This window comes from Rugamonas violacea (genome assembly GCF_016461825.1).
GTDB lineage: Bacteria > Pseudomonadota > Gammaproteobacteria > Burkholderiales > Burkholderiaceae_D > Rugamonas.
In genome coordinates this window covers 1-6,431 of the sequence record NZ_JAEMNU010000033.1, presented here as the reverse complement: position 1 = coordinate 6,431, position 6,431 = coordinate 1, and the positions used below count along the sequence as shown (strand labels likewise).

Sequence of the window (6,431 nt, the reverse complement as noted above, 5' to 3'; positions counted from 1 at the left end):
CTGCTGAATAGTGTTTCACTGCCCGTCTTTGCTCCGCCCCCTGTACGATTACGAGAAATCAGATGACGCGACAACTATCCTGACACAGGGGGATCTCGACATTGCCAACACCTCTCTGATTCGTTCATCCTCAATTTTGAGGAGGCGGTTGCTTGCAGTCGCAGCAAACTATAGGCCGGCGCAGAATTGCGCCGATTGAGTAACTGTCCAAGGTTTCGGGCGTTGCAATACCGAAGTGGGAAAATCCCATATCGCCCAAATTCCGGGGTGTATCGACGCTCGCCCAAACTGACGGCTTGAACGATGCAAGAAATCCTGTATCTGTCTCAGCGCACCGGCGCGGCAAACCCAACCTAGGCTGCCTCAACGTGGGGCAACCATTTCCGTTGCTACATTCGTAGCACCGGTCCCAGCCACCGCCCCGAACTTCGGAACATCACTTTGGCGCAGCCTGTCGAGAACACCGATTCGGTGGCCTGGTGCCTCAATTCGAGGCAGCAGCCTTAGATGGGGATTGCAGGGGGCTTTGAAGGGCAACGAATTTCAACGGGCGTTGAACGGGCGTTGAACGCCCGTTGCCATTGACCGGGAGCAATCCGGTCTGTGCTTACTGAGCAGTGACAACCAAGCGCAGCGCCGGCGCTGCGCTCCTAGGCCACTGCCCCGCCTCCCAGACGGCCCTCGCGAGCGCCCCAGCTTGGCCCCGGTCATCCATCGTGCGGCAGGCCAGCAGCAAGGCCTGCTCGTTGGCAGTGAGGGCCAGCCAAATTGCCGGCGGCGTAATAGTTGGGCCGCTCATATCCGCGCCTCGCCCTGGACGAGAGAAAGCCGCGAATCAGCAAGCAGCCCGCCCAGGAACTGCTTGAACCCACGGGAACGCTCCAACGCTATGGCAGGGCTCATTTGAACTCGAGCACGCCCGTCCTTCAATCTCACGATGTACAGCCCCTCGAAAGTGCGATTGCATCCCCTTTTTTGCCCGGGCAATTCTTCCTGGTAGAGAAGGCCTGCGGCGATGAGCTCGAGTTCCGTGCCTTCATACTTGAGGACGATTCCGGTAGAGCAAACCCAATTCACATGGGCCGGGCGCATCACAGTTTGCATGTTGATGGTCGGGGCGCTCATACCGCACCTCCGACAACCAGGCGCAGCGCTGGGGTGGCGCGCCTCTGGCAATCCCTCGCCCATGCCTGCATGACACGCAATGAAGTCCCCCTTGTGCGGTCGTCCATCTGCCGGTATGCCTCCAGTACGAGCCGCTCCCCCGGCGTGAACTCAGGTTCTGGCGCCGGCGGTGCGGCCACCGGCCGCGTGGCGACCGTGCTGCGCGCCGGCTTTATTGGTTCGGCTGGCGCGCTCATGCTGCCATCCCTGCTTCGACGTGTTCCAGCACCAGGTCGCTGGCCTCGCGCATCAATACCGCGTTTCGTATGGCGCAGGTGGCGAAGCAGTTGATGGCGGCCACCGCAGCCTCGCCGTCGGGTTGCCTCAGTTCGTCCAGCTTGGCAAGCAGCGCGACGAGCAGTATCTCAACGTGCTCGCCCTGGCCGTCAATGTCGGATGCCAGCGCTTCAATTTCGAGCAAGTGCGGACGGGCGGACGGTTTGCTGGCGCTGACAGGCGCGCGGCTGGCCTGCTCGGCCAAGGCTGTTGCCGCCGCCTCGATGACAGCGGCCCGCTCGTGGTGCCGAGTCATGCCCTCGCCGGATACGCCGGCGGCGTCCAGCTTCTCATGAACCTTGGCTTTCTGCTGCAGCGTCATGGCGTTGAGCATGGCCTTGATGATGGTGTTGGCATGGCGCAGCTCGGCCAGCAGGTTGGTGATAGGGGATGGTGCGCGCGCGGTGGCGCTGGGCGTGGTGGTGCTTGGCATGGTGTTGCCTCCTTTGTCGGTTGATGAACCGCGCAACCCGCTGTCAAACGGGAGGAGCGGCAAGTGGCAGGGTTGACAGACCGGTGACAAAGGAAACCGGCAGGCCGAAGCCTCCCCACCACCGCCACTCCATAGGAGACGCAATGGTACGGACGAAAAAAAGCCGCCAGAAGGGCGGGTGTCCGCCTTTATCAATTCGAGCTGTCAAACCCGGCACCGTCTTTATCCGGTGCTTTTCCAGCATAGTCTTTGCTGCTCAAACGGTCAAGATGTTTCCTGATTGACGTAGTGCCGCCCCTGCACACATAATTAATTGCCGACACAATATCATCCGATGTTTTTTAGGCGCAAGCTTTCGCAATGGAGAAGACGATGGAAAAGCCTATGATTTATGCCAATATCAGAGAGGGTAGCGACGGGGCCTTCTACGAGGTGAGACTGCACTTTGTCCCACGCGTCGGAGAGACAGTCGAGCTCACATCATTCGCAAATGTTGAGAGCGGACATGCAAGTGAGCAGTTCAAGAAATATACCGTGAAAGCAATTCGCCATAAGATTTACGACGTCACCGAGAAATGGCCAGACGGCATGCATGAAGTTGAGATAGTGGTGTAACCGTGTTCAGTTTCTGTGCCAACGCGGACCCCGGCCGCGCATGGCTCATACACGTGCGCGGCACCGAACAGTAACTCCGAAGCCCCTCCCAAGGGGCTTGCAATCCCCATGTACACCGGCAGTGAACTTCGATGCACGTCATCGGCAGTGCTCTTCCAGCGCCAGCACGATGCGTGCACGAGTCGTGCACCATGCATGCACGGTGCTGCCATGGTGCTGGCGCCGGAAGCCTTCGACGTCGGCGCCCAGGGCATCCAGCGACCGGACGGCCTTGGGTTGCCACTTTCCATGGCAACTCACGTGGCAACCTGGGCTTGGCAACCTGGCCCAGCCGGCACCGGCGCCGGGAACACCACTTTGGCGCAAGGCCGAGAACCCCGATTCCGGGGTGACGGCGCCCCCCCCCTGAAAACTTAGGAAAATCGGCCGGCCCGGTGCGCGTCGTTCAAACCTACTCGCAAAACTGCACCATACCCAAAGTAAGCCGCAAATTTGCGAGTTACCGAGGTTCACTCGCAAGCGCCACGCCGGTCGGTACATACCGGGCAATCTGGCATGTAGAGCTGGGCCGGCTCAAATGCCGGAAATCCGGTATTTGCGCGCGACTAAGTGTCACACGCAAACTACCCTATCCCCGGGTGATTTCCAGCGCCAGCTCAACGCGTGTTCAACGTCCGTTCAACAGCCGTTCAACGTCCGTTGCCGCCGACTTGGCGCGCGAAGCTCTACTGAAGGGGCTTGCAAGGGGCTTCGAAGGGTTCGCTGGCCAACCAGCAACGCGTTGCAGCTGTTGCTGGTGCCGTGACAGGTTGCGTTACTGGCGGCTGACGGCGAAGAGTCGCGAAGCCTCGCGAGAGTTCGCGACGCGTGAGGCACGCGTGAGGCACATGTGGCTGACGCGTCGGTGTAAATGCGGGATTTTCCCGTATTTAGCAAAACCGGATTTTCTGGTATTGCCACCTCGACTGGTTTGTACGAAGTGGGATTTTCCCACTTCGATGCGATGCATGATTTCCTGCGGCGGTGGCGTTCCCGATTTTCCGGTATCGCTCGATATTCTGCATGGGCACAGAATTGTGCCGATGGCGTTCCGGGATTTCCCGGTTCGCTGGCACTGGGCGGCAATCTCCTGCTGGAGGTCGGCGAGGTGCCGGCCGGCGCCAGCAGCAGGACGGTCTACTTGGCGCGCCGGCGGCCGGCCAGCTGCAGCACCTTGGCCAGCGCCGCCATCAGTTCGACCTGGGCGTCGGCCAGTCGCTGAGCACGGCCAGCGTCGCCGCCCTTGTCGGCGTTGCGTGCTGCCTTGGCCTTGCCTGCAGTGGTGCGCGGCCCCGTGGCGGCCTCCCACGGCTTCCAGCGCGCAATCAGTGCCGCCTGCTTGGCGCGCGCGGCGTCGGTCCACCTGGGCATATTGCCTCCTTTTTGAAAAGTTCGTTTTAGTGCGCAGAGGGTCGAAATTGCGCACTATCGTTTCGAAACGTGCGGCACTGCATTTCCCCAAACCCGCATGAATGCTCACTCTCCCAGTTGGTGCGCGTTTCGAACCTGCGCACTTTGGAATGGTGCGCGCCGGCTCTGATTCCGGTGCCTCCCGGCCAGCCCGAGTTTTTTTTGCCTGTGAGCGCAGTTTGGCTAAAGCATTCGCAACTTTTTCCCTATACAAGTCTCCACCGCTCGCGGGACTCATAGGAATACCACATGCAAAAGCTCGTTCGTATCATCACGGCCATCATCATTTCGTCCACTCTCGTTGGCTGCGCCACGATGCCCATCCTCCCCTGCAAGCAAGGCGAAATCGCGCACACTGCCGCCATGCACGATTGTTCCGTGCGTTAGTCGCAGGGCGCAGGCGCTCGTATCGGTTCGATGCCGACCTCGCGCGCAGCCTGCTCCAGCACCTGCATGGCCAGCGGCAGGTTGCCGGCCGCCTCCGCCTGCGCGGCTGCGCGGTCCAGCATCTTGAGGCGGTAGGCCTGGCACGCGATGGGGATGTTGTCCAGCTCGGTCAGCAGCTTCGCCCTGGTCTCGTAGAACAGTTCTCGCAGGGCCAGGTTCAACTTAGCGCCGGCACGGCGCTCCGGGTGGTGGGCTTCCACGCACTGGCGGCTGACGTCGATGCCGAAATCTGCTTTGACGGAGGCGACCACCCGAGTGGGCGTCTCATCGCACGCTAGGGCAACAACCATATGGACTCTTACGCATCCGGGGAGGTTTTTCATGGGGCGTCCTCGTCAAGCCATGTCTATGTAGTCGGCACACGACAGCAGCCTCACAGTGCCGTCCAGGTCGACGACGTCGGCCACGTCCAGGCGGCCACGCTGCCGGGCGCAGGCCTTGGCCAGCAGGCGCAGGGCGGCCAGCTCGCGGCGCTTGAGCTCGGTCAACTGGCGCGCGGCTTCGCCCTGCTGCCTGTATGCGGGCGAGAAACAGGACAGTCCCTCGTCCCTCAGCAGCTTTTCCAGGCGGCGCTTCTCGGCGCCCACGGCGAGGCGGCGCGCGTGCGCGGTGTGCCACAGCAGCGCGGCGTTTATCAATTCTCGGTCGTTGTTCATCTCGTTCCTGTTTGAGCGGCAAGGGCCGTAATCGCGCCGTGGCGACGCGAAGTGGCCTCGCCTGCGGTGTTGGGTCGGCCGAGCAGCGAAAGCCGCTCAGCGGGACGATTGGGCTTAGTCGGTTACCTTGCCGCCGCCCGTGATGTACTTGGCGCGCTCTTGAGGCCCCAAGGCATCGAAGGCGGCCCGGGTAACGCTTCCGGACGGAGGCGCCGATGGGGCCGAGCTGGCGACGTCTCCGACCCGGCCCCCACCGGTGATGTATGTGGCGCGAGCCGCCGGCGACATGGCGTCAAAAGAATCGCGGGTGATGGTGCCGCCCTTTCCCTGCTGCTGGCCTGGCGCTTGGACGGGCGCCTGCGTGCCCGACTCCTTAAGGAGCATGCTTTTATTCGGGTATCGGTCGATGAGCTGGCCCAACGCCTCATCGAACGTTGCGACTTCGCCGGGGCGGCTGCTGGAATATTCCTTGATGCCGTGCTTGTCCAGAGCTACCAACTTGCCGCCTTGGATGTCGAAATGGCTGCCGAATGACGCGGCGATGATGTCAGCCGGGAGCTTCAAGCGCGACATCACAGGCGACGCCTCGAAATGCTTGCTCAGTGCCAGCTTGAAGGCGGCAGCGCCGTCGATTTCCCGCTCGGTGCCGTCGTCCATGACGTACAGCGGCACGCCGTTTTTCAAGATGGCGTGCTTGCCGTCTGGGGTGGTTTTGATTTTCATGGTGGTCTTGCCTTTCTGTGTGGGTTGAACTGCTCTTTGCTGCTGGTGCTGCTGCGCTTGTGCGCGGTTTAGTGCAAGGTGTTCGCCATCAGGCCGACGCGTTCGTACAGCTGGCGCAGCGCGGCGCTGCCGGCTGCTTCGCAGGCGCTACGTGCCATGACCGCCGTGCGCTGGGTGATTTCACACCTGGCCAACAGCGTTGCCAAGATGTCGACCTGCGGGAACCGCTGGGCGCCGGCCGCTGCCAGCACGCCGTCAATCAGGCCACGGGCAATCACTTTCGCCTCCGGCATCAGGTCTTCCAGGCAGCCGTACAGCGCTTCGGCGGCGGCCAGCAGCATGCCGTCAGGCGTGTTTGCGTCGGGTTCGATGGTCTTGATGCTCATGCTTCGACTTTCTACCCGGTGGCCGGGCGAGTGGATTGGTTGGACTGCAGGGTGGTGCTGCCGGGCTTCATGCCGGCGTCAAAACTTCAACAGCAGATGGCTTCTCTAGATGGTGCCCGCCAGACGGGCTAAGGCGAGTGCACAAAACCCCCTTCATTGGCCCGCCAGACGGGCCAACGGATGAGGGCTCTAGCAGTCTGTCGGACTTGAAGCTAGATGAGGGCTGCTCTGCCGCGTCTAGCTGGATTTCGCCAACTTATTTCCATGAATTGGTCGCGAACG

The 6,431-nt window shown here is 61.6% G+C and carries 9 protein-coding genes; 2 read left to right on the top strand and 7 right to left on the bottom strand.

Annotated features, from left to right (window positions below):
• Positions 1–795: 795 nt before the first annotated feature.
• A complete protein-coding gene (locus H7U20_RS06950) occupies positions 796–1,125 on the bottom strand; it encodes a hypothetical protein (protein WP_199518881.1) in 330 nt (109 codons plus the stop codon).
• A 232-nt stretch (positions 1,126–1,357) separates the two neighbouring features.
• The gene (locus H7U20_RS06945) at positions 1,358–1,873 is read right to left on the bottom strand and encodes a hypothetical protein (protein ID WP_199518880.1); all 516 of its coding nucleotides are present in this window, start codon (positions 1,871–1,873) and stop codon (positions 1,358–1,360) included.
• Between the two features lie 372 nt (positions 1,874–2,245).
• Between H7U20_RS06945 and H7U20_RS06940 the strand changes: the two genes are divergently transcribed.
• Entirely contained in the window at positions 2,246–2,488 is a 243-nt protein-coding gene (locus tag H7U20_RS06940) for a hypothetical protein (RefSeq protein ID WP_199518879.1), read from the top strand.
• Positions 2,489–3,664: 1,176 nt separating this feature from the next.
• On the opposite strand, the gene H7U20_RS06935 is transcribed toward H7U20_RS06940, so the two are convergent.
• Positions 3,665–3,898, bottom strand: a complete 234-nt coding sequence (locus H7U20_RS06935; protein ID WP_199518878.1) for a hypothetical protein — start codon at positions 3,896–3,898, stop codon at positions 3,665–3,667.
• A 288-nt stretch (positions 3,899–4,186) separates the two neighbouring features.
• On the opposite strand from H7U20_RS06935, the gene H7U20_RS06930 reads away from it, so the two are divergent.
• Positions 4,187–4,324: a hypothetical protein gene (locus H7U20_RS06930; RefSeq protein ID WP_199518877.1), complete on the top strand. Its 138-nt coding sequence runs from the start codon at positions 4,187–4,189 to the stop codon at positions 4,322–4,324.
• On the opposite strand, the gene H7U20_RS06925 is transcribed toward H7U20_RS06930, so the two are convergent.
• The 4 genes from H7U20_RS06925 to H7U20_RS06910 all read right to left on the bottom strand — a co-directional run bounded on the left by H7U20_RS06925 (position 4,321) and on the right by H7U20_RS06910 (position 6,149).
• Positions 4,321–4,707, bottom strand: a complete 387-nt coding sequence (locus tag H7U20_RS06925) for a DUF2280 domain-containing protein (protein ID WP_233410556.1) — start codon at positions 4,705–4,707, stop codon at positions 4,321–4,323. The genes H7U20_RS06930 and H7U20_RS06925 overlap by 4 nt on opposite strands.
• A 12-nt stretch (positions 4,708–4,719) precedes the next feature.
• Positions 4,720–5,040 (bottom strand): hypothetical protein, encoded by a 321-nt coding sequence (locus H7U20_RS06920; protein ID WP_199518876.1) that lies wholly within the window; start codon positions 5,038–5,040, stop codon positions 4,720–4,722.
• 114 nt (positions 5,041–5,154) lie between these two features.
• Entirely contained in the window at positions 5,155–5,763 is a 609-nt protein-coding gene (locus H7U20_RS06915) for a DUF6651 domain-containing protein (RefSeq protein ID WP_199518875.1), read from the bottom strand.
• Positions 5,764–5,831: 68 nt separating this feature from the next.
• Positions 5,832–6,149: a hypothetical protein gene (locus H7U20_RS06910; protein WP_199518874.1), complete on the bottom strand. Its 318-nt coding sequence runs from the start codon at positions 6,147–6,149 to the stop codon at positions 5,832–5,834.
• Positions 6,150–6,431 lie beyond the last annotated feature (282 nt).

Excerpts from the sequence above, each read along its gene's own strand:
- H7U20_RS06950 (WP_199518881.1), bottom strand. The coding sequence starts at position 1,125 with ATGAGCGCCCCGACCATCAACATGCAAACTGTGATGCGCCCGGCCCAT.
- H7U20_RS06945 (WP_199518880.1), bottom strand. The coding sequence starts at position 1,873 with ATGCCAAGCACCACCACGCCCAGCGCCACCGCGCGCGCACCATCCCCT.
- H7U20_RS06940 (WP_199518879.1), top strand. The coding sequence starts at position 2,246 with ATGGAAAAGCCTATGATTTATGCCAATATCAGAGAGGGTAGCGACGGG.
- H7U20_RS06935 (WP_199518878.1), bottom strand. The coding sequence starts at position 3,898 with ATGCCCAGGTGGACCGACGCCGCGCGCGCCAAGCAGGCGGCACTGATT.
- H7U20_RS06930 (WP_199518877.1), top strand. The coding sequence starts at position 4,187 with ATGCAAAAGCTCGTTCGTATCATCACGGCCATCATCATTTCGTCCACT.
- H7U20_RS06925 (WP_233410556.1), bottom strand. The coding sequence starts at position 4,707 with ATGAAAAACCTCCCCGGATGCGTAAGAGTCCATATGGTTGTTGCCCTA.
- H7U20_RS06920 (WP_199518876.1), bottom strand. The coding sequence starts at position 5,040 with ATGAACAACGACCGAGAATTGATAAACGCCGCGCTGCTGTGGCACACC.
- H7U20_RS06915 (WP_199518875.1), bottom strand. The coding sequence starts at position 5,763 with ATGAAAATCAAAACCACCCCAGACGGCAAGCACGCCATCTTGAAAAAC.
- H7U20_RS06910 (WP_199518874.1), bottom strand. The coding sequence starts at position 6,149 with ATGAGCATCAAGACCATCGAACCCGACGCAAACACGCCTGACGGCATG.